Source organism: Nocardia sp. NPDC055029 (assembly GCF_053608525.1).
In genome coordinates this window covers 24,028-44,148 of sequence record NZ_JBSGVQ010000044.1, presented here as the reverse complement: position 1 = coordinate 44,148, position 20,121 = coordinate 24,028, and the positions used below count along the sequence as shown (strand labels likewise).

Annotated in this window: 21 protein-coding genes; 9 read left to right on the top strand and 12 right to left on the bottom strand. The window is 67.9% G+C overall.

Annotated elements, in window-relative coordinates:
- Positions 1-48 precede the first annotated feature (48 nt).
- The gene (gene orn / locus ACWF9G_RS29235) at positions 49-687 is read right to left on the bottom strand and encodes an oligoribonuclease (RefSeq protein ID WP_379030038.1); all 639 of its coding nucleotides are present in this window, start codon (positions 685-687) and stop codon (positions 49-51) included.
- Between the two features lie 101 nt (positions 688-788).
- Here orn and ACWF9G_RS29230 point away from each other — a divergent pair, with 101 nt between their 5' ends.
- Entirely contained in the window at positions 789-2,447 is a 1,659-nt protein-coding gene (locus tag ACWF9G_RS29230) for a helicase HerA-like domain-containing protein (protein WP_452519245.1), read from the top strand.
- An 11-nt stretch (positions 2,448-2,458) separates the two neighbouring features.
- On the opposite strand, the gene ACWF9G_RS29225 is transcribed toward ACWF9G_RS29230, so the two are convergent.
- From ACWF9G_RS29225 to cmrA, 3 genes are all read right to left on the bottom strand, one after another.
- Entirely contained in the window at positions 2,459-2,755 is a 297-nt protein-coding gene (locus ACWF9G_RS29225; protein WP_452519243.1) for a hypothetical protein, read from the bottom strand.
- Positions 2,756-2,938: 183 nt separating this feature from the next.
- The gene (locus tag ACWF9G_RS29220; protein ID WP_452519241.1) at positions 2,939-4,228 is read right to left on the bottom strand and encodes a diaminopimelate decarboxylase family protein; all 1,290 of its coding nucleotides are present in this window, start codon (positions 4,226-4,228) and stop codon (positions 2,939-2,941) included.
- Positions 4,229-4,382: 154 nt separating this feature from the next.
- Positions 4,383-5,186: a mycolate reductase gene (gene cmrA, locus ACWF9G_RS29215; protein WP_452519239.1), complete on the bottom strand. Its 804-nt coding sequence runs from the start codon at positions 5,184-5,186 to the stop codon at positions 4,383-4,385.
- Positions 5,187-5,315: 129 nt separating this feature from the next.
- Between cmrA and ACWF9G_RS29210 the strand changes: the two genes are divergently transcribed.
- Together ACWF9G_RS29210 and ACWF9G_RS29205 are read left to right on the top strand one after the other, a co-directional pair.
- On the top strand, positions 5,316-5,474 hold the full coding sequence (locus ACWF9G_RS29210) for a hypothetical protein (protein WP_452519237.1): 159 nt from the start codon (positions 5,316-5,318) through the stop codon (positions 5,472-5,474).
- Positions 5,462-6,580, top strand: a complete 1,119-nt coding sequence (locus ACWF9G_RS29205) for a phosphotransferase enzyme family protein (RefSeq protein WP_452519235.1) — start codon at positions 5,462-5,464, stop codon at positions 6,578-6,580. Before ACWF9G_RS29210 ends, ACWF9G_RS29205 begins: the two co-directional genes overlap by 13 nt.
- Before the next feature lie 159 nt (positions 6,581-6,739).
- Here ACWF9G_RS29205 and ACWF9G_RS29200 read toward each other — a convergent pair whose 3' ends face one another.
- Positions 6,740-8,770, bottom strand: a complete 2,031-nt coding sequence (locus tag ACWF9G_RS29200) for an oxidoreductase (RefSeq protein ID WP_379310354.1) — start codon at positions 8,768-8,770, stop codon at positions 6,740-6,742.
- Positions 8,767-9,321: a PadR family transcriptional regulator gene (locus ACWF9G_RS29195; protein WP_379310353.1), complete on the bottom strand. Its 555-nt coding sequence runs from the start codon at positions 9,319-9,321 to the stop codon at positions 8,767-8,769. Before ACWF9G_RS29195 ends, ACWF9G_RS29200 begins: the two co-directional genes overlap by 4 nt.
- A gap of 115 nt (positions 9,322-9,436) precedes the next feature.
- Here ACWF9G_RS29195 and ACWF9G_RS29190 point away from each other — a divergent pair, with 115 nt between their 5' ends.
- Positions 9,437-10,765 (top strand): MFS transporter, encoded by a 1,329-nt coding sequence (locus ACWF9G_RS29190; protein WP_452519233.1) that lies wholly within the window; start codon positions 9,437-9,439, stop codon positions 10,763-10,765.
- A gap of 125 nt (positions 10,766-10,890) precedes the next feature.
- Here ACWF9G_RS29190 and ACWF9G_RS29185 read toward each other — a convergent pair whose 3' ends face one another.
- Complete coding sequence (locus ACWF9G_RS29185) at positions 10,891-11,538, bottom strand: TetR family transcriptional regulator (protein WP_379310351.1); 648 nt, start codon at positions 11,536-11,538, stop codon at positions 10,891-10,893.
- Between the two features lie 143 nt (positions 11,539-11,681).
- Here ACWF9G_RS29185 and ACWF9G_RS29180 point away from each other — a divergent pair, with 143 nt between their 5' ends.
- The 3 genes from ACWF9G_RS29180 to ACWF9G_RS29170 are packed head-to-tail and all read left to right on the top strand — an operon-like array spanning position 11,682 to position 14,271.
- Positions 11,682-12,773 (top strand): ferredoxin reductase, encoded by a 1,092-nt coding sequence (locus ACWF9G_RS29180; protein ID WP_452519231.1) that lies wholly within the window; start codon positions 11,682-11,684, stop codon positions 12,771-12,773.
- A 34-nt stretch (positions 12,774-12,807) separates the two neighbouring features.
- Positions 12,808-13,956, top strand: a complete 1,149-nt coding sequence (locus ACWF9G_RS29175) for a fatty acid desaturase family protein (protein WP_379310349.1) — start codon at positions 12,808-12,810, stop codon at positions 13,954-13,956.
- A 42-nt stretch (positions 13,957-13,998) separates the two neighbouring features.
- Positions 13,999-14,271: a hypothetical protein gene (locus tag ACWF9G_RS29170; protein ID WP_452519229.1), complete on the top strand. Its 273-nt coding sequence runs from the start codon at positions 13,999-14,001 to the stop codon at positions 14,269-14,271.
- Positions 14,272-14,274: 3 nt separating this feature from the next.
- On the opposite strand, the gene ACWF9G_RS29165 is transcribed toward ACWF9G_RS29170, so the two are convergent.
- A complete protein-coding gene (locus tag ACWF9G_RS29165) occupies positions 14,275-14,805 on the bottom strand; it encodes a DUF4254 domain-containing protein (RefSeq protein WP_379310347.1) in 531 nt (176 codons plus the stop codon).
- Between the two features lie 355 nt (positions 14,806-15,160).
- On the opposite strand from ACWF9G_RS29165, the gene ACWF9G_RS29160 reads away from it, so the two are divergent.
- Positions 15,161-15,481, top strand: coding sequence for a hypothetical protein (locus ACWF9G_RS29160; protein WP_379030081.1), 321 nt, complete (start codon positions 15,161-15,163; stop codon positions 15,479-15,481).
- Between the two features lies 1 nt (position 15,482).
- On the opposite strand, the gene ACWF9G_RS29155 is transcribed toward ACWF9G_RS29160, so the two are convergent.
- The 4 genes from ACWF9G_RS29155 to ACWF9G_RS29140 all read right to left on the bottom strand — a co-directional run bounded on the left by ACWF9G_RS29155 (position 15,483) and on the right by ACWF9G_RS29140 (position 19,611).
- Positions 15,483-16,475: an ABC transporter ATP-binding protein gene (locus ACWF9G_RS29155; RefSeq protein ID WP_452519227.1), complete on the bottom strand. Its 993-nt coding sequence runs from the start codon at positions 16,473-16,475 to the stop codon at positions 15,483-15,485.
- Between the two features lie 2 nt (positions 16,476-16,477).
- A complete protein-coding gene (locus ACWF9G_RS29150) occupies positions 16,478-17,311 on the bottom strand; it encodes an ABC transporter permease (RefSeq protein ID WP_189032919.1) in 834 nt (277 codons plus the stop codon).
- Positions 17,304-18,179, bottom strand: coding sequence for an ABC transporter permease (locus tag ACWF9G_RS29145; RefSeq protein ID WP_452519225.1), 876 nt, complete (start codon positions 18,177-18,179; stop codon positions 17,304-17,306). Before ACWF9G_RS29145 ends, ACWF9G_RS29150 begins: the two co-directional genes overlap by 8 nt.
- 61 nt (positions 18,180-18,240) lie before the next feature.
- On the bottom strand, positions 18,241-19,611 hold the full coding sequence (locus ACWF9G_RS29140; RefSeq protein ID WP_379310344.1) for an ATP-binding protein: 1,371 nt from the start codon (positions 19,609-19,611) through the stop codon (positions 18,241-18,243).
- Positions 19,612-19,715: 104 nt separating this feature from the next.
- Here ACWF9G_RS29140 and ACWF9G_RS29135 point away from each other — a divergent pair, with 104 nt between their 5' ends.
- Entirely contained in the window at positions 19,716-20,114 is a 399-nt protein-coding gene (locus ACWF9G_RS29135) for a hypothetical protein (RefSeq protein ID WP_452519222.1), read from the top strand.
- Positions 20,115-20,121: the final 7 nt, after the last annotated feature.

Here is a 20,121-nt window from a genome sequence, read left to right as displayed (position 1 = left end):
GGTTATTCACCGGCGCGGTAAATACTAGCTTGTCTCAGCCTCCAAGCCCTAATCCGCTGGTCGGGGGCTTGATCCGGTGACATCGATGGCCTCGGTGACGGCTTCGGCGACCGCCGCGATCTCCGTGGTGGAGGGTCCGGGCAGCGGCACGAACGCGGTGCGGCGGTAGTACTCGAGCTCGCGGATGGATTCCTTGATGTCGGCCAGGGCACGGTGCGCGAGGCCCTTTTCCGGCTGACCGAAGTAGATCCGCGGATACCAGCGGCGGCACAGCTCCTTGATCGAGCTCACGTCGACCATCCGGTAGTGCAGGTGCTCGTCGAGTTCGGGCATGTCGCGGGCGATGAAACCGCGGTCGGTGGCGATCGAGTTACCGCACAGCGGCACGGTGCGCGCGGTGGGCGCGTACTGGCGGATGTAGTCGAGCACTTCGGCCTGGGCCTGCTCGAGGGTCACGGTGGAACGCCGAACCTCTTCGGTGAGACCGGATTTCGCGTGCATATCGGCGACGACCGGTGGCATGCAGGCGAGTGCGGCGTCGTCGGCGTGGATGACGATGTCGACACCGTCACCGAGGATATTCAGGTCGCTGTCGGTCACGAGCGCGGCGATCTCGATCAGCTTGTCGCTGTCGAGACGGAGCCCCGTCATCTCGCAATCCATCCAGACCAAGAGTTTGTCGGACACCTGAGCCACCCTAACGGGCGATACAGTTTGCTTGGAATTCCCCGCAGACGTTTCGAGCATTTCTTGCGTACGGCAGTCATGACCAGACGGAGGACGCGCGAATGACCACCCCCCAGGAGAAAGCGGCAGCGGCACGCGAGGCGGCCGAGGAGGCCGCGCGGGTCGCCGCCGAAGCGGCCGCGGCAGCGGAGGCCGCCGAAAAGGAAGCCGCCGCCGCGGGCACCGGATCAGCTATCGCATCCGGCGAGGCCGGCGAGATCGCGGCGGGTTACGCGTTCGACGGACCGGCGCTCGAGCTCGGCACGGTGATGATCGACGGTGCGGCGGATCCCGCGGCGCGCGTGCGCATTCCGCTGCGGATGATGAACCGGCACGGACTCGTCGCCGGCGCCACCGGCACCGGCAAGACCAAGACTTTGCAGGGCATCGCCGAACAGCTGTCCCGCGCTGGCGTTCCCGTGGTGATGGCCGACGTGAAGGGCGACCTGTCGGGGCTGAGCGAACTGGGTGAGGACAACGAGAAGATCCGCGGCCGCGCCACCGAGACCGGCGCGAGCGGCTGGGCGCCGAGCGGTTTCCCCACCGAGTTCGTCTCGCTCGGCACCGGCGGCATCGGCGTGCCGATCCGGGCGACGATCACCTCGTTCGGCCCGATCCTGCTCAGCAAGGTGCTCGGCCTCAACGACACCCAGGAATCCACCCTCGGGCTGATCTTCCACTGGGCCGACCAGCGTGGCCTCGCACTGCTGGACCTGAAGGATCTGCGCGCGGTGATCACCCATCTCACCAGCCCCGAGGGCAAGGAAGATCTCAAGGGCATCGGCGGTGTCTCGGCGCAGACGGCGGGCGTGATCCTGCGCGCCCTGGTGAATCTGGAAGCCGAGGGCGGCGACACGTTCTTCGGCGAACCCGAACTCGACCCGGCCGATCTGCTGCGCACCGCGGGCGGGCAGGGCGTGATCACGCTGTTCGAGCTCGGCCAGCAGGCGGCGCGGCCGGTGCTGTTCTCCACCTTCCTGATGTGGGTACTCGCCGATCTGTTCCAGACGCTGCCCGAGGTCGGTGACGTCGACAAGCCGAAGCTGATCTTCATCTTCGACGAGGCACACCTGCTGTTCGCCGACGCGTCCAAGGCGTTCCTGCAGCAGGTCGAGCAGACGGTGAAGCTGATCCGGTCCAAGGGCGTCGGTGTGTTCTTCTGCACCCAGTTGCCCACCGACATCCCGAATCCGGTGCTGTCGCAGCTGGGCGCCCGGATCCAGCACGCTCTGCGCGCCTTCACCCCCGACGATCAGAAGGCGCTGGCGAAGACGGTGCGGACCTATCCGAAGTCGACGGTCTACGACCTGGAGGAGGCGCTGACCTCGCTGGGGACCGGTGAGGCGATCGTCACCGTGCTCTCGGAGAAGGGCGCGCCGACACCGGTCGCCTGGACCAAGATCGCGCCGCCGCGTTCGCTGATGGACACCATCGGCGACGACCGGATCAAGTCCAAGGCGCTGTCGAGCGCCCTGCAGGGCAAGTACGGGCAGAGCGTCGACCGGGAGTCGGCCTACGAGATGCTGCTGGCCAGTGTGGCCGCCGCCGCTCCGACGCCCGAGACGCCGCAGGCGCCGGGGCGCGCGCAGGCACCGCAGGAAGAGGACTCGGCGGCCGAGCGGATCATGAAAAACCCGGCGGTGAAGAGCTTCCTGCGCTCAGCAGCGAGCGCCGCCGGTCGCGAGATCAGTCGCAGTATCTTCGGCACCCGGCGGCGCTAGCGGAGTTCGGCTCAGCTGCTGCCGAACCAGCCCCAGGGGAACCAGTTGTTCCAGCCGTAGCCGCCGCCGTGGCCGCGGTCGCAGCGGTCGTAACCACGGCCGTACCAGTCGTTGTCACAGCGGTAGTTGCGGTCGCAGTTGTAGTCACAGCGGTGGCCGCGGTCGCAGCGGTCGTAGCCGTAGCCGCGGTTCCAGTCGTTGCACCGTCCGCGGTCGGTCTGTACCAGGTCTGGGACGGCGGCGGGCAGGGCGAGCGCTGGGGTCGCCATTGTCAGTGGGAAGGTGACGGCCGCACCAACCACTGCCATACTCATAAGTAGCCGGCGTACGCCGACCTCGCGTGTTCCGTAGATCTTCATGGCTGCCTTTTCCGGCGCGCTCGTCCTCGGCTCTGCGCGCCGTCTGTCGAGTTGGTTGATATTCCCCGACTTATCTGATAGTAGGCGCGCGACCGTGCCGCCACCAGACCGGTGGCGGCGGAAATACCGGCTTTATTCGGGGAGTTCGCGCCTCAGCAGATCGGTGGTCGTTTCCCGGCGCAGCAACTGTGTGGCGCGGCCGTCGGCGACGGCGACGATCGGCGGCCTGCCGACGGTGCGGTAGGTCGAGGCCAGCCCGTGGTGGTAGGCGCCGGTGCACGGCACGGCGAGTACTTCGCCAGGGCGCAGATCGGCGGGCAGGCGCACACCCGTGGCGATGAGCTGCCCGGATTCGCTGTGCCTGCCCGCGATGGACGCGGTCAGCTGCGCGCCGGTCGGGTGCCGGTTGACCACGACCGCACTGCCGTTCCCGCCGCCACAGCCGTCGACGATCACCCTGGTCCCACCGTCGGTGGTCTCGGTGACGGCCAGCACCCGGTACAGGGTGACACCGGCTCTGGCGACGATCGCCCGCCCGGGTTCCATGGTGAGCGCGGGGCGGGGGAAGCGGTGCCGCGCGCAGCCCGCGTCCAGCGCGTCGTCGAGGATGTCGGCGAGCTCGTGCAGATTGAGCTCGGCGTCACCGCTGCGGTAGGCCACCGCGTGCCCGCCGCCGATGTCGAGATGGGTGAGCAGCATGCCGTATTCGTTGTCGATCCAGGCCATCTCGCCGATCATCCTGCGGATCGCCTCGCCGTAGTGGTCGGGATTGTGGATCTGCGCGCCGAGATGGCAGTGCAGTCCGATGAGCTGCAGGTTCGGCTGGGTGGCGATCCTGGCGACGGCGGTCTCGAACGAATCGCCGCCGAGCGGGAAGCCGAACTGGGGGCTGCCGGGCACCTCGATGCCGGGCGCGACGCGCAACAGCACCTGCTGCGGTGTGGTCGCCAGCGCGGCGAGCAGGGTGATCTCGGTGAGCGAGCCGACCACGATGCGGCCGACGCCGCAGGCCACGGCGGACTGCAGTTCGTCGAAGGTCTTGCCGTTGCCGTGCAGCACGATCCGGCGCGGATCGATGCAGGCGGCCAGCGCCACCGACAGTTCGCCCGCCGACCCGACCTGCACGGACAGGCCCTCCTCGGCAACCCAGCGCGCCACCGCGCCGACCATCAACGCGGTGCCCGCGTAGACGATCTCGGCGTCGGGGAAGTACTTGCGGTAGGCGCGGCAGCGTTCGCGCACCTCGGCTTCGTCGACCACGTGGACCGGAGTTCCGAACTGGTCGGCGAGATCGGCGAGTGCCACCGCGCCGAGGGTGATCCGGCCGTCGGCGTCGTAGTGGGTGTCGGCCGGCCAGACCGCGGGGTCGAGCCGCGGCACGGTGGTCGCGCGCAACGACGGGAAGATGTCGAGCAACGTCACGGTGGTCTCCTGGGGACGCCCCCGCGCTCCGAACGGCGGGGCCGATTCCAGGACTACGCCGCCGGCGGGCCGCTGAACTCGCTGTTTACGGGTCCTTGACCACCTGGGCGATGTTCCTGACGGGTTGCTGACGTAGCAACCCGCCAGGCGAGTGTCAGTTGCCCAGCTTCTTGTAGAACGCGCCCGCGATCGGGGCGGTCATCGCGCGCGGGCCGTAGTTGCCCGCGACGCTCATGCCCTTGCTGATCAGGCCGGGCACGATGCGCATCTTGTTGCGGGCCAGCGCGTCGATGGAGACCTTGGCGGTGTACTCCGAGGAGACCCAGAGGAAGTCGGGGACCATCTTGTCGACGATCGACTCGTCCTCGGGCGCCGGGGTCTCGGTGCGCACCGGACCGGGCGCCAGCAGGGTGACATTGACGCCGCTGCCCTTGAGTTCGCCACGCAGCGACTCGGAGAAGGTGTTGGCGAACGCCTTCGACGCCGCGTAGGTGGCGTTGTTCGGGATCGGCATGTTGCCCGCGGCCGAGCCGCTGATCAGGATGCCGCCCGCCTTGCGCTCGATCATGCCGGGCAGCACGGCCAGGGTCAGGTCGTGCACGGCGGTGGCGTTGAGTTCCATCTGCGCCCGCTCGTAGGCGAAGTCCAGCTCGGCCACCGGTCCGAAGGTGGCGATGCCCGCGTTGTTGCACAGGATCGCGATATCGCGCACCGCGAGTTCGTCGACGAGGCTGGCCCGCTGCGTGCGGTCGGCGAGGTCGACCGCACGCACCTCGGCGGTGATGCCGTGCGCGAGCGTCAGCCGCTGGGCCAGTTCGGTGAGGATCTCACCGCGCCGGGCGACCAGGATCAGCGAGTAACCGCGCCCCGCCAGTTCGGCGGCCAGCGCGGTGCCGATGCCGGAGGACGCGCCGGTGACGACGGCACGATTGTCTGCAGTGGGGGAGGGCAAGCTCACACGGGGAGCTTAGGGGATCGGCGTCGACCGGGCGGTGGCCACGTCGGGCGGTCGGTGCGACGTGAGCGGGGCGGCTCGTCCGCGGTGGTCGCGAGATCCGGTCGCCGGGCCCATAGGCTGAGAGCTGTCATGACGACCGACGCACCAACCAGCCGGGCCGACCGGGAGACGCCGCTGCCGCCCACCACCGAGCCGCCGCGCACCTTCGGGTTCGCCGACCAGCCCGCCTTCTGGACCACGGCCTCTGGCATCGGCGGACCTCGACCGACCCGCGCGTGCCTGTCGTGACCGACCCGCCGGTGTTCGGGATGGGCGATGAGCCGACGGCCGCGCCCTCTTGGCCTTCGCCGACCGAGGACGAGATCGCCAGGGCTGTCGCCGCGACCTGGGGCGGACCCGAGCCCGCCGAGATCGAATGGCGCAGCGCGCGTCCGCTGTCCTCGACGGTGGGCGTGCGATTGAGCGACGGCGCGCGGGTCATCGTGAAGCGCCTGCCGCTGCGGCTGCGTGACCAGGTGGCGCTCGCCGAGGAACACCAGTTCATGGACCATCTGCGCAACGCGGGCATTCCGGTGCCCGAAGTGCGGTCCGCCGTTGGCAATTGGGCCACACCGGCTGATCGAGTGTCCGACGGCTTCGTCTACGAAGTGCACCGTGCGGGTCTGGGGGAGGACCGGTATCGTGCCGACTTCTCCTGGACGCCGTACCGCGACCCGGGTGACGCCACTGCGGCCGGGACGATGCTGGCCCGATTGCACCTGGCCGCAACAGGTTTCGAAGCGCCTGTCCGCCCCGCGCGTCCCCTGGTGGCCAGTCTGCACGGCGACAGCGTCGTAGGCGCCTTCGAATGGCACATCGCCCACCGACCTGCCGTCGCCCGGTTCCTCGCCGACCGCGAGTGGCGTGCCGAAATCCCTGATCTGCGCGTCGATCTCACCGCCGTCGCGCCGTTGTGGACGCACGGTGACTGGCACCCGACCAACCTGCTGTGGGAATCCGACGAGGTGACCTCGGTGTTCGACTTCGGCCTCGCCAACCGCACGACCGCTGTCTTCGACCTCGCCACCGCCATCGAACGCGCTGCGGTGGACTGGGTTTCGCTCCGTGACGGCGGATCGGCGCACGTCCGCGAGGACCAGGTGCGCGCCCTGATCCAGGGGTACCGATCGGTGCGCCCGCTCTCCGGCGCCGAACAAACCCTGCTGGCCGACCTGCTCCCACTCGTGCACATCGGCTACGAGCTCTCCGAGATCGACTACTTCCTGACCGTCGCCGCCGAGCCACGCAATGCCGAGATCGCTTACCAGGATTGGCTACTCGGCCACCTGTCCTGGTTCCGGACACCGGCCGGACATGAGCTGCGCGCCCTCGTTCGCGATGTGGCCGCCGAATAGTCGAGCGCGGCGCAGCCGTCGGTGTTGATCCGCGGTCCCGCCACCGCACGCAGGCGCCATCGAGCCCGGAACAGAACACCGCCCCGCGCACCGGATGCGAGTTCGGTGGGCGGGGCGGTGCGACGATCGTCCGTCGCGTCGGACGACCGGGTTCGGGGATTACAGGCGCGCCGCCAGGCGGGTGCCCTGGTCGATGGCCCGCTTCGCGTCGAGTTCGGCGGCCAGGTCGGCGCCGCCGATCAGATGCAGGTCGACGCCGGCCGCGCGCAGCGGCTCCTCGAGTTCGCGCACCGATTCCTGTCCGGCGCAGACGATCACATTGTCGACCTCGATGACACGCGGCTTCTCGTGCTTCTCACCGAAGCTGATGTGCAGGCCGGCGTCGTCGATGCGCTCGTAGTTCACGCCGCCGACCTGCTCGACGCCCTTGGCCTTGATCGCGGCGCGATGCACCCAGCCGGAGGTCTTGCCGAGGTCCTTGCCGAACGGGGTCGACTTGCGCTGCAGCAGCACCACGTCGCGGGCGGCGGGGGAGGGCTTGGGCTCCTTGAGCTGGCCGCGGGCCTGCTCGTCCTCGGAGTCCACGCCCCACTCTTCCTTCCACTCGTCGAGCTTGAGCGTGGGATGCCCCTCGACGGTGAGGTATTCGCTCACGTCGTAGCCGATGCCACCGGCGCCGATCACCGCGACCTTCTTGCCGACCGGCTTCTCCTCCTTCACCAGCTCGGCGTAGGACAGCACCATCGGATGGTCGATGCCGGGGATGTTGGGGATGCGCGGGCGAACACCGGTCGCCAGCACCACCGAGTCGTACTTGCCGGCGATCAATTCGTCCGCGTCGACGCGCTTTTCGAGGTGCAGGGTGACACCGGTCAGCTCGATCTTGCGGCGGAAGTAGCGGATCGACTCGTCGAACTCCTCCTTGCCGGGGATGCGGCGCGCGATGTCGAACTGGCCGCCGATCTTGTCGTCGGCCTCGAACAGGTCGACGTGATGGCCGCGCTCGGCGAGGCTGACCGCGGCCGAGAGCCCGGCCGGACCGGCACCGACCACCGCGAAGCGCTTGGCCCGGCGCGTCGGCAGCAGCTGCAGCGTGGTCTCGCTGCCCGCCCTCGGGTTGACCAGGCACGACACCTTCTTGTTGCCGAAGGCGTGATCGAGGCAGGCCTGGTTGCAGGCGATGCAGGTGTTGATCTCGTCGGTGCGGTCACCCTCGGCCTTGTTGGCCCATTCCGGGTCGGCCAGCAGTGGGCGGGCCAGCGAGATCAGCGCCGCGTCGCCGCGGGTGAGGATCTCCTCGGCGATCTCGGGCATGTTGATCCGGTTCGACGCGCACACCGGGATGGTCACCTTGCGGGCGATCTTGGCGGTGAACTCGACGAACGCCGCGCGCGGCACCGAGGTGACGATGGTGGGCACCCGCGCCTCGTGCCAGCCGATGTCGGTGTTGAGGATGTCGACGCCCGCGGCCTCCAATTCCTGGGCAAGGGCGATGATCTCCTCGAAGGTCTGTCCCTTCTCCACCAGTTCGGCCATCGACAGCCGGAACACGATGATGAAATCGGGGCCGACCTTGGCGCGAATGCGCTTGGCGATCTCGACGGGCAGCCTGCGCCGGTTCTCCGGCGTGCCACCCCACTTGTCGGTGCGCTTGTTCACCCGCGGCGCGAGGAACTGGTTGATGAAATAGCCCTCACCGCCCATGATCTCGCAGCCGTCGTAGCCGGCGAACTTGGCCAGCTCGGCACAGCGGGCGTAGTCGTCGATGGTGTTCTCGACACCCTTGCTCGACAGCGCGCGCGGCTTGAACGGGTTGATCGCCGACTTGATCGCCGAGGCCGAGACACTGGTCGGCATATAGGAATAGCGACCGGCGTGCAGGATCTGGATGGCGATCTTGCCGCCCTCGGCGTGCACCGCCTTGGTGATCCTGCGGTGGCGGTAGGCCTCGGTCCTGGTGGTCAGCTTGCCGCCGAACGGGAGCAGCCAGCCGGTGCGGTTGGGGGCGTAACCACCGGTGATGATCAGGCCGACACCGCCGCGGGCGCGCTCGGCGAAATAGGCCGCCAGCTTGTTGGTGTCCCAGGCGCGGTCTTCCAGACCGGTGTGCATGGAGCCCATGACCACCCGGTTGCGCAGGGTGGTGTGGCCGAGGTCGAGTGGCTCGAACAGGTGGGGGTAGGACGTCATGGGCGGTTGTCACCTTTTCGCGGTCGCAGGGCCTGCAGTACTTCGTCGCACCATTCGACATAGCCGGACTCCGCACGGATGCCCGCGCGGAGCACCAGATACTGGTGCAGAGCGGCGCCGGAGAGCTGGTCCGGTGCCGGGAAGAATTTCTTTTCGCTGAGCAGGTACTCGTCGAGTCGCTGCGCGTGCTGGGCGCGATGGCGGGTCACTTCGGCGCAGACGGCGTCGATGTCGCCGTACGCGGCGCCACGGATCTTCACGCCGAGCTCGTCGTGGGACGGGCTGGACTCGGTGGGTTCCGCGATCCAGCGGGCCAGTTCGGTATGGCCCTCCGGCGCGACCGAGTACACCTTCTTGTCGGGTTTTCCCTGCTGAGCCACCGATTCCACGGTCACCCAGCCGGAATCCTCCATACGCTTGAGTACCCGGTAGATCTGCTGGTGGGTGGCACTCCAGAAGTAGCCGATCGACTTGTCGAATCGGCGAGCGAGTTCATAGCCCGAGCCGGCCCGTTCGCTGAGCGAGACCAGCAGCGCGTGCTCCAGTGCCATGGGACGAGGGTATCCGGAACGCGCGGTACTATGCAACCAGGTTCATATGAATTGACGGCGTGCCGAAACGCCGATGTGTCCTGCCGGGAGCCGCGATCCCCTCTACGCTTCGGGCATGACCGAGGTGAACGCGTCCGAGACCGTCGGCGAGGCGGCCGGACGCGGGCAGGTGCTGGCGTGGGGGCTGTGGGATTGGGGGTCGTCGGCGTTCCAGGCCGTCACCCTGACCTTCGTGTTCTCGGTGTATCTCACCGACAAGGTCGGCGACGACCTGCCGGGCGATACTCCGGCCAGCGCCTGGCTGGGCTGGGCGCTGGCCGCCGCCGGCCTGGTCGTCGCCTTCACGGCGCCGGTCTGCGGGCAGTACTTCGACGCCGTCGGCTCCAGGAAACGGGCACTGGCGACCTTGACGGCGCTCACCGTCGGCGCGATGTCGCTGATGTTCTTCGTCCGCGACGACTATCACGACCTGTGGCTCGGCCTTGCCCTGCTGGCCTTCGGCTCGGCGGTGTTCGAGCTGGCCGGGGTGCCCTACAACGCCATGATGCGGCAGGTGTCGACACCGGCCACCGTCGGGAGGGTCTCCGGATTCGGCTGGGCGATGGGCTATTTCGGCGGCATCGTGCTGCTGCTGATCTGCTACGTGGGCTTCCTGGCCGGAGACGGCGATACCCGCGGCGTGTTCGGGATACCCACCGACCAAGGCCTCAATGTCCGGCTGGCCATCGTGCTCGCCGCGGTCTGGTTCACCGCGTTCGCGCTGCCGGTGCTGTTCGCGGTGCCCGAACTGCCGCGCACAACGGCCGATCCCGGCGCGGCGCGGGCCGGTCTCCTCGGCTCGTACCGCGTGCTGTGGCGTGATGTGAAGGAATTGTGGGCGCAGGACCGGCACACGGTGTGGTTCCTGCTGGCCAGCGCGGTGTTCCGCGACGGGCTGGCCGGGGTGTTCACCTTCGGCGCGGTGCTCGCGGTGCAGGTGTACGGCTTCGCCGACGCCGATGTGCTGCTGTTCGGCATCGCCGCCAATGTCGTGGCGGGTGCGGCGGCGATCACGGCGGGCCGCTTCGACGACCGGCTCGGGCCCAAGCGGGTGATCGTGGCGTCGCTGGTCGGGATGATCCTGTGCGGACTGGTGCTGCTGGTGGTGTCCGGCACGGTGATGTTCTGGATCTTCGGGCTCGCGCTCACCGTGTTCGTCGGGCCCGCGCAGGCCTCGGCGCGCTCGTTCCTGGCGCGCCTGGCGCCGCCGGGACGCGAGGGACAGATGTTCGGGCTGTACACCACGACCGGGCGGGCGGTGTCGTTCCTTGCGCCCGCGCTGTTCGGGGTGTTCGTCTCGATCTTCCACAGCGACCGGGCCGGGATCGCCGGGTTGCTCGTCGTCCTGCTCGCGGGGTTGCTCGTGCTGCTGCCGGTGCGCGCGCCCGCGACCGTCGCGGCCTAGTGGTACTTCACCAGGTACCCGCGCCCCGCATTGTGTGTACGCCCGTACTCTGAAATACCCGCTGTGCCGGATGTGCGGTGTGTTACACCATGGACCGCATGCGGCGACAGCAGTGGAAATACCTCTCAGTCAGCGGCTTTGGGAACCCAGCCGCCGATGCCGAGAGCGATCAGGCGCATCTGCATGACGGTGCGCGCGACCACCGCGGCCTCCTCGCGCGGCGAGGCCGCGACGTAGGCGGCGATGCCGTCGGTGACCGTGGTGACCAGTAGGTCGGCCGCGATCTCGAGCTCGGTCGTGCTCCAGTTGTCGAGTGCGCGCACCCGGGACAGATCGGCCACGATCTCGCGCACGATCAGCTGCATCTCCATCGCGATGGCCTGGCGCAGCGGGGCTGGCCCGCCGTGGCGTTCGCGGATGAGGAAACCGAACAGCGCGCGCTTGGCCCGGACCTGCTCGAACACGAAGCGCACGGTATCGGCCAGATGCGCGTCCGGCTTGCGCCTGACCTCGCGCAATGCCAGCCGCAGCGCCGTCACGCCCTCGTCGACCAGCGTGGCGCCGAGATCGTCGAGCGAGGCGAAATGGCGATAGAACGCCGTGGGCACGATGCCGGCCGAGCGGGCGATCTCCCGCAGGCTCAGCGCCGCGAATCCGCGGTCGGCGGCCAGCGTCAGGGTGCCTTCGAGGAGGGCCGCACGGGTGTGCGCCTTGCGCTCGTTGCGGGTTCCTGCCTGCTCAGTCACATCGGTGAGCATACATCCGTTCACCATAGTCGCTTCCCTGGATATGTTGCCCGCCTCACATCTTTGCCGGTTGACAGCGGGATGGGTCCATCCGGCACACTGGTGAGTGTACAGGCGTGCACTGAAATGTGAATCGCATGCCGAAGGACTTCCGCAGAGGGGCAAGACGCATGGTGGGACTGATCGACCTGGTGCAGACGTTGACGACGCCGCATCCGCTGGACCGGTACCTGGAGCTGGTCAGCCCCGCGCTCACCGCGCGGGAGCTGCGCGCCGAGGTCACCCATGTCTCGCACGCGGTGCCCGGCTCGGTGACGCTGACCCTGCGCGCGTCCCGGCAGTGGCGCGGCCACACCGCGGGCCAGTACGTGCAGATCGGCGTCTCGATCAACGGCGTCCGGCACACCCGCTGCTACTCGCCGATCGATCCGGAGAGCCGGGGCGACCGGTTCATCCAGCTGACGGTGAAGGCGCATCCGGGCGGGCTGGTGTCGAACTACCTGCACGACAACGCCAAGCCGGGCATGGTCGTCGACCTGGCGCCCGCCGCCGGCGTCTTCGCGCTACCAGGGCAGCGCCCGGACCGGGTGCTGCTGATCAGCGGTGGCAGCGGCATCACCCCGGTGCTGTCGATGGTGCGTACCCTCGACGCGGAGGGCTTCACCGGTGAAGTCACCTTCCTGCACTACGCGCGTCAGTCCGAGATGGTGCCGCACCGGGCCGAGCTGACCGCGATCGCCAACCGCCGCCCCAACTTCCGGGTGGAGTACCGGTACCCGGTCGAGCCGGGTGCCGTGGTGAACGGCGAAACCTCCACCGGCAGTGGGTTCTTCGACTACGACGAGCTCGAGCGGGTCGCCCCGTGGTTCGCCGAAGCGCAGACCTTCGTCTGCGGGCCGCCGCCGCTGATGCGGGCCGTGCGGACCATCTTCGAGGCCGAGGGTCTCGCGGATCGGGTGCACAGCGAGGAGTTCACCCTCACCACCGTCCCGGCCGACCCGGCCGAGGCCACCGGCACCATCACCTTCTCCGGCAGCGACGTCGCCGCCGACAACAGCGGAGCATCGCTGCTCGAACAGGCCGAATCGGCGGGCCTGACCCCGGAATACGGCTGCCGCATGGGGATCTGTTTCTCCTGCACCGCGACCAAGGTCTCCGGCTGCACCCGCAACCTGCGCACCGGCGAACTCGACGCCGACCCGGACAAGCAGATCCAGATCTGCGTGAACACCGCCGTCGGCGACGTCGACATCGCCCTCTAGACAACCGATCAACCAACCAAGGGGAGATACAGCTATGACGATCCTCACCGAAGGCAAAGACGGCCCGGTCATCCTGACCCCGGAGCAGGTCGAGGAGCTCGGCCAGGCGCTCGACGACCTGCGCGCCCGCGTCGAAGCCGATCTGGGCGAACGCGACCGCGACTACATCTACAAGATCATCAAGACCCAGCGTGGCTTCGAGATCGCCGGCCGCGGTCTGATGTACCTGGGCTTCCTGCCGCCGTTCTGGCTGGCCGGCGTGGCGGCGCTCGGTGTGTCGAAGATCCTCGACAACATGGAGATCGGCCACAACGTCATGCACGGTCAGTACGACTGGATGCGCGAGCGCGGCATCAACTCCCGCGAGTTCGACTGGGACACAGTCTGCCCGGCCGACCAGTGGAAGCACTCGCACAACTACATGCACCACACCTACACCAACGTCCACGACATGGACCGCGACATCGGTTACGGCATCCTGCGCATCGACGAGGGCCAGAAGTGGAACCCCTACTACCTGGGCAACCCGATCTACGCCTTCCTGCTGATGGTGCTGTTCGAGTGGGGCGTGATGGTGCACGACCTCGAGGCCGACAACATCATCAAGGGCAAGCGCAAGTGGTCCGACCTCAAGCCGCTGCTCAAGGGTCAGGGTAAGAAGGCGGGCAAGCAGGTCCTCAAGGACTACGTCGTCTTCCCCGCGCTGACCGGCCCGCTGTTCCTGCACACCTTGGCGGGCAACGCCGCCGCCAACCTGGTGCGCAACCTGTGGACCTTCTCGATCATTTTCTGCGGCCACTTCCCGGCTGGTGTACAGACGTTCACCAAGGAGGAGACCGAGGTCGAGACCCGCGGTGAGTGGTACGTCCGGCAGATGCTCGGCTCGGCCAATATCAAGGGCTCCAAGCTGTTCCACATCATGTCGGGCAACCTGTCGCACCAGATCGAGCACCACCTGTTCCCGGATATCCCGGCCAACCGGTACCCGGAGATGGCGCCCGAGGTGAAGGCGCTGGCCGAGAAGTACGGCCTGCCCTACAACACCGGCCGTTTCGCCAAGCAGATCGGCTCGGTCTGGGCCAAGATCTTCCTGCTGTCGGTGCCGGATCGCTTCGTCAAGAGGGCGCCGACGCCCGGTGTTATCGTTGTGCGTAATCGGAAGGCAACCGAAGTGGGCGTGTAAATGATCGGGAAATTCGAAAGCAATAAAGATCTTGTCCAGGAATTGACGTCCTCCGGTGCCCGGCATGTCGGCAATATTGCGACATTGATCACCGGCGTGGTGGCCGAGGTCGCGCGGGAGATCGGCGAGTTCGTCACCGACGCGATCGAGATGAACGAGGCCGCCGCGGCCGCCCGCCGTGATGCCGAGCAGCAGCTCGACGACGAGCGTGCCGCCGACGCGTTCGTCGAGGCCGAGACCGAGGACGTCCCGGTCGGCGAGGACGCCGGTATCGACACCGTGTTCGTCGAGGCCGAGGTCACCGACAAGAACTGAGCGTCACCACACCGGCAACCGCCTGCGGTGCTCGGTGACATCGGTGATCAGATCCCGGTAGCCGTCGGTCAATTCGGCCAGCCGGGACCAATGCAGATGGATCCGGGCCTCCCACTGCCGCGGTGTCGTCGGCTCGATCGGATCGCCGCCCAGCGCCTGCTGGGCGGCGATCCATTTCGCTGCCATCCGGTCGATCACCGCGCCGAGGGTCTCGGTGTGCAGGGAAGCGCCTTCCCGGTGCGCCACATTGGCGGCGACCCAGTCGTCGATGCGGGTGATGAGGGCGGCGCGATCGTGGTCGATGTCGTCGATGAGCCTGCCGCAGGCCGCGACCCGGCTGCTCGGCGCCTCCGGTGCGCGCGCCGCCGCGATCGCCGAGCGCCTGCGCTCATGGCAGCGGGCCAGCCTGCCTGCCGCGTCGAGTACCCGGTGCCGCAGCGGGTCGGGATCACTGGATTCCAGAAAAGCCCGCAACAGCGCCGAGGGTGGCGGGAGTTGCGCGGCATCCACACGATGGCCGGGATTGATCGGCATGGTGCACGCCCCTGAACACGCTGAATTCGAGCTTGGATACGCCAGAGCCGGGGAGGATTCGGGGGAGGTCCACTCCCCGGCGCCGGCGTAGCCCCGCCCGGGCGTCGACGAATATCCGCGACGCTGCGGTGAGGAAGACGGCCCGGGGAAAAATCGGGACCCTCTCAGGAAAGCGCGATTCGGCGCGGCCGCGCAATAGTATGGTGTACGAATTCCGGGGTCGGCGAGAATTGTTATCGACCGTTACAACGGGGTCACCACGAGACGTCCCCCGTGTTACCCATCGGCGCATTTCCGGCAATCGGATCACCGCGGCCCGCCGCGGACGCTACCGCATGCACTAACCTCGACAAATGTGCCCGCCTATGTGTCCTCACCCGAGCTGACCTTCGGGTTCCTGTTCGCCCTGGAAGACCCGCAGCGAATCGCCGACGTCGTCGGCGACCTCATGGAGCGCCGCGCGGTCTCGGTGTTCCGGATCGCGCGGCTGTCCGACGACGACGGCCCGCCCGAGCGCTACGTCGTGAACTGGGCTGCCATCCCGCAGATCTCGATCACCACCAGCGCACCGGAGGATTCCGACCTCCAGGCGCAGCGGATCATGCTGGTCAACGCCTTCCTCGGCGAGAGCGGCGAGATCAGCCTGTACTCCGGAAACCCGAACGCGCCGAGCTGAATCAGCGCGCCGATTCGTAGATCCGGCGCACCACGTCCTCGATGCCGGGTTCCTCGATCGACAGGTCGCGCACCTGCGCCCGATCCGACACCGATGCCAGCAGCGCCGCCGCCGTGGTGTGCTCGGCATCGAACGCCAGGCGCTGACGCATGCCGCCCGCCTCGCTGGACAGCAGTTGCGCGCCGCACGGCAGATCGTCGAGATCCGGTGTCGGTGCGGCCAGATCCACCACGAGTACCCGGCGGGCGCCGACGGTGGCGCCGAGTCCGGTCAGTGAACCGTCGTACACCAGTCTGCCGTGATCGACGACGAGGACCCGATCGCAGAGTCGCTCGATATCGCCCATGTCGTGGGTGGTGAGCAGCAGTGTCGTCCCGCGTTCGATCCGCTCGGCCCGCAGGAATTCGCGCAGCCGCTGCTTGGACAGCACGTCGAGGCCGATCGTCGGCTCGTCCAGGATCACCAGTTCCGGCGAATGCAGCAGCGCGGCAGCCACTTCGGCGCGCATCCGCTGACCGAGCGAGAGCTGGCGCACCGGGGTGTCGAGGGTATCGGCCATCTCGAGCTGTTCGACCAGCTCGTGCGTGCGCTTGTCGGCGATGTCGGGATCGAGGCGGTGGATCGCCGCCAGGATCGAAAACGATTCGTGCAGCGGCAGATCCCACCACAGCTGGGAGCGCTGCCCGAACACGACGCCGATCCGCGAGGCCAGTTCCTTGCGCTGGCGCACCGGTTCCAGGCCGCAGGTGCGGACGGTGCCGGTGGTCGGCACCAGGATGCCGGTGAGCATCTTGATCGTCGTCGACTTGCCTGCGCCGTTGGCGCCGATATAGCCGACCGCCGACCCACGTTCGATCCGGAAACTCATCCGGTCGACGGCGGTGATCGTGTCCCGGTGTCTGCGCCAGCGGCTGCCGTTCTTGCGGTAGACCGTGAACTGCCGGGTGAGGTCGCCGATGTCGATGATCGGCTCCGACGTGTTGTTCTCGTCCATCGTTATCCCCCTCCTCCCTGATAGTGCCTCGTCCCTATCCGCCATGCTGCGAATGCCAGCAACCACACCCACGCCGCCGCGACCGGTGTCAGCCAGGCCGACCACGCGGGCAACAGCGGCGGTCCGGGGAGACCGAGCAGCGCTATCGTCGGCACGTAGGCGGTGAACGCGACGGGAATCGCGAACCCGAACAACAGCTTCAGCGGCGCGGGGAACACCGAGGCAGGCTGCATCGCGGCGAACGACCCGCCGTAGGTGAAGCTGTTGGTGAGCTCGGCACCGTCGATAAGGAAGAACTGTAGTCCTGCCGCGCATACGAAAAGGCCACAGAACAGCGCGATTCCACTCAGCAGGGTGATCACGATCAAGGTAACCGGTGCGATGCCCCAGTCGATTTCGTTGCGCCACAACCCGACGGCGAGCACGATCACCGCGACGGCGGCGCGTGCGAGCCTGCGCAACGAGATGTCGCTGGTGATCAGCTGAAGCAGCAGCGGTTGCGGGCGCAGATGGTAGGCGTCGAGTGTGCCCATCCTGATCATCGCCGGCAGCGAGTCGAGGTGCCCGACCAGCACCTGGGCCAGCGCGAACGAGGTGTTGGACAGCCCGAACAGCAACAGAGCGGCATTGGTGTCGAGGCCGCCGAGCGTGCCCACATTGTGGAAGATCACCCACACCTCGGCGAACTCGACCAGGCCGATGAGGAAGGCGCTGAACACCTCGGTGGCGAACGAGAGCCGGTACACCTGCTGTGCTTTCACACGCGAACGCAATACTGCGAGATAGGGGGTGAACCAGGTCCCGGACACGATGCGCGCGGAATCCGGTTCAGCCACCCTGTACCTCCAGCCTGCGTTGTCCCGCTCGCAGCAGCGCTCTGCCGAGCAGTCCGATCAGCAGGACCCAGAAGCCTTGCGCCGCAACGGTGATCACGGCATCCATCCCCGCTACCCGCCCTGACAGCGTATCGATCGGGGCTTGCAGGATGGAGGGAAACGGGGTTGTCATGGCGACGGTCCGCAGCACGTCGGGAAACATGTGCACCGGGACGAAAAGGCCTGCGAGGAAGGTGCCGACGATCTGGTACAGCACCCGGATCCCGCGTATCTCCACCACCCAGAACCCGATCAGCGCCACCGCGAACAGGCACAGGAACGACAGCGCCACCGCCAGCAGCACGCTGATCAGCCCGAGCAGGTAGGCCACCGGCGTCGTCGGCATCGACAGGCCGAAGGTGGCAGCGCCGATGACGATGCTCGGCACGCCGCGCGGCAGGAAGGTGCAGGCGGCCCTGCCCATGTCGGTGGCGAGGTAGCCGAGCTGGACGTCGACCGGGCGCAGGAAATCGATGGCGACGTCACCGGTCTTGATCCGCTCGACCAGGTCGATCGGCGGCCCCATGAACTGCGTCGCGCCGAGCAGCGCCTGCGACAGCCACACGTAGGCGCCGATGGTTCCCTCGTCGTAGCCGCCGAAATCGCCGGCCGCGCGCACCGCGGCCACCATCACTGCCGCGCGGACGAAACCGAACACACAGTTGGTGAACAGCCCGGCGAACATCGCCAGCTTGTACTGCGCCTGCCGTTTGAACCCTGCCCGCGCGAGCTTCCAGTACACCCCGGCAGCGCTCGGCCTGCGACGACGGAACGGGCAGTGACGCACCGCGATGGCTAGTCGGCCGTCCCCCTCCGCATCGCCCCGCACAATCAGTCAACTCTAGGCGGCCCCATCGTGATCCGGACGAAAACGGCACGATCGCGACTGCTCAGCGCAGTGGCACCCCGACGTCGCTGCCGCCCTCCGGCGTGATCCGCGTATTCACCTTCACCAGGGCGGGCGCGGGGACGAAACCACCGGCGAACAGGGCCTCACCCTGGCGGAACCAGGGGGAGCGGCCGAGCAGGGCCGACGGCGCGTAGCCGAAGTAGGTGCCGAGTTCGGCGAGGTCGACGGGCGAGGTCATCTTCATCAGGGCGAGGTTGTCGCACTGGGAGATGATGCCGGGGTGCACCTTCGACGGCCGCTGTGTCGAGAGCAGCAGCCAGAGACCGTATTTGCGGCCCTCGGCGGCGATCTGGATCAACCGCTCCCGCACCGCGACGGCGATCGGCGAATCCAGCCGGGGCGAGGCCAGATTGTGCGCCTCGTCGATGACGAGCAGGACGGGACGCCGTTCCTCGCGCCGCGCCCACAGGTCGTCGAGCAGGGCCAGCGCGACGACGAGTTGCTGTGCGGCCGTGGAGAATCCGCCCAGATCCAGAACGGTGGCATCGGGTCGCTCGTCGACGACCTCGGTCACCGCCCGATCCTGGCGCGCCCACACCTCCCAGTCGAGCAGGCCCAGGTTCTCGATCCGCATGGCCAGCCGCCGCTGTGCCGCGGACCCCGAGCCTCGCAGATCGGGCAGGGCGTCGTCGAGTTCGGCGGCGGCGAGCTGGTCGGCGAGATGGAGCAGCTCGTTGAACTCCTCCCGGTCGGCGATCGGATCGACCTGCAGGATCGCGGCTTTGGAGGTCAGCGGCAGCGCGGTGAACCTGGCCCGCAACGGCTGCTCGGAGTGTGGGCGCAGCACCCGGATGTCGCGGGCGCGCAGCGCGGCGGCGGTGGGGCCACTCGCGTCCGTGGCGGTCTCGCCGAGCCGGACGAAATCGGAATTGGGGTCGAAGATCACCACGGGCAGCGCGGTGTGCGCGATCACCTGCTCGAGCACGACACCGAGCGCGTAGGTCTTGCCGGAACCGCTCTGACCACACCAGAAGGTGTGCCGATTGAACCGCTTGGGCAGCAGCCGGGCCGGTCCGCCGGGCGGAGTGAGATTCACCCCGACGTCGAGCAGGGCGCCGGTCGTCTCGTGCAGGGTTTGGACGGTTTCCGCGTCGACCATCTCGACGGCGCCGTCGGTGAACGGATAGCCGACCCGCACGTCGATGCCGTTATCGCCCAGCTCGCCGATCAACCGGCCGCGCAGGCGGACCGGTGAGGTCTCCGACCGTTCCTCGACGAGGACGAGCTGACGGCGATCGGCCGCGACGATCACGGCCAGGGAACCGGCGACGAGCGCACTGCCGGTGGCATCGGTGACTACGAACGAGCGGCCGTCGTCGGACCGCGCACTGGGCTGGCTATTGGTCGGCACCCAGCGATCTTCTCACCTGACCCCGGTATCGGGGCCTGATAGCTATGCGACAGCTACCGGAATGTCGTCAGTGCTCCGGGAATCCGGTGGCGAACAGGATCGCAATGATCACGGAGCTGACCACGGAAATGGCGAGAATAGTCCACATGAGGGGAAGGGTACCCGTACCCGGGCGTGTCGCCGTCATCGCACTGCTGTGCTGGAACGTCGCCGCAGGTCACGGTAGTTTCGGCGGTCAGAGCTCGGCGCGCTGCGCTGAGTACCTCGCGGCCCTGGTTCGTCGGGGCATTGGCACCGCCGCGTCGTCGGCGGACACTGGAGGAATGGTTGACAGGGAGCAACGCACACCCTTCTACGGTGTGGTGCTGATTATCGCGGCGCTCGGTGCGTCGATGGCGGTCAGTTTCTACGGGCCGACCTGGTTCCGCGTCACGGTCTACATCCTCACGGTGATGGTCGTCCTGGTCGGCGGCGTCATGACGTTCCGGGACTACTCGCACTGAGGTAACG

What these genes read in the sequence shown, in the direction of transcription:
- ACWF9G_RS29230 (WP_452519245.1), top strand. Translation starts at nt 789, where the DNA reads ATGACCACCCCCCAGGAGAAAGCGGCAGCGGCACGCGAGGCGGCCGAG.
- ACWF9G_RS29225 (WP_452519243.1), bottom strand. Translation starts at nt 2,755, where the DNA reads ATGGCAGTGGTTGGTGCGGCCGTCACCTTCCCACTGACAATGGCGACC.
- ACWF9G_RS29210 (WP_452519237.1), top strand. Translation starts at nt 5,316, where the DNA reads ATGACGACCGACGCACCAACCAGCCGGGCCGACCGGGAGACGCCGCTG.
- ACWF9G_RS29200 (WP_379310354.1), bottom strand. Translation starts at nt 8,770, where the DNA reads ATGACGTCCTACCCCCACCTGTTCGAGCCACTCGACCTCGGCCACACC.
- ACWF9G_RS29195 (WP_379310353.1), bottom strand. Translation starts at nt 9,321, where the DNA reads ATGGCACTGGAGCACGCGCTGCTGGTCTCGCTCAGCGAACGGGCCGGC.
- ACWF9G_RS29190 (WP_452519233.1), top strand. Translation starts at nt 9,437, where the DNA reads ATGACCGAGGTGAACGCGTCCGAGACCGTCGGCGAGGCGGCCGGACGC.
- ACWF9G_RS29185 (WP_379310351.1), bottom strand. Translation starts at nt 11,538, where the DNA reads ATGGTGAACGGATGTATGCTCACCGATGTGACTGAGCAGGCAGGAACC.
- ACWF9G_RS29180 (WP_452519231.1), top strand. Translation starts at nt 11,682, where the DNA reads ATGGTGGGACTGATCGACCTGGTGCAGACGTTGACGACGCCGCATCCG.
- ACWF9G_RS29175 (WP_379310349.1), top strand. Translation starts at nt 12,808, where the DNA reads ATGACGATCCTCACCGAAGGCAAAGACGGCCCGGTCATCCTGACCCCG.
- ACWF9G_RS29165 (WP_379310347.1), bottom strand. Translation starts at nt 14,805, where the DNA reads ATGCCGATCAATCCCGGCCATCGTGTGGATGCCGCGCAACTCCCGCCA.
- ACWF9G_RS29155 (WP_452519227.1), bottom strand. Translation starts at nt 16,475, where the DNA reads ATGGACGAGAACAACACGTCGGAGCCGATCATCGACATCGGCGACCTC.
- ACWF9G_RS29135 (WP_452519222.1), top strand. Translation starts at nt 19,716, where the DNA reads ATGATCACGGAGCTGACCACGGAAATGGCGAGAATAGTCCACATGAGG.